We start from the raw sequence: 253 nt of genomic DNA, 5'->3' as shown, positions 1-253 counted from the left end.
CACCTGCTGAACTACCTGACGCTCTACATCGGCTATCTCGTCGCGCTGTTCACCCGGCGCAAGCAGGGCTTGCACGACCTGGTCGCCAGCACCTACGTCGTCGACCAGTGGGCCTACACCGGCTTTCCGGAGCGGCAGGAACGCGGGCTGGGCACGGTCGCGACCGTCATCCTGGTGATCTGGGCGGTGCTGATGCTGCTGGGCGTCGGCCTGGTGATCCTGGCCGGCATCGCCGCGTCGTTCTGACCCCACC

1 protein-coding gene is annotated in these 253 nt (G+C 67.2%); it reads left to right on the top strand.

Features of this window, described 5'->3' with window-relative positions:
- Window positions 1–246 (top strand): hypothetical protein (locus tag SB719_RS21435; RefSeq protein WP_412159926.1); only part of this gene is annotated, 246 nt, incomplete at its 5' end.
- Between the last annotated feature and the right edge of the window lie 7 nt (window positions 247–253).

The organism is Pantoea sp. SIMBA_079 (assembly GCF_046940275.1).
GTDB lineage: Bacteria > Pseudomonadota > Gammaproteobacteria > Enterobacterales > Enterobacteriaceae > Pantoea > Pantoea borealis.
The sequence above is the reverse complement of the archived record's forward strand: the minus strand, read 5'-3'. Positions and strand labels throughout refer to the sequence as shown.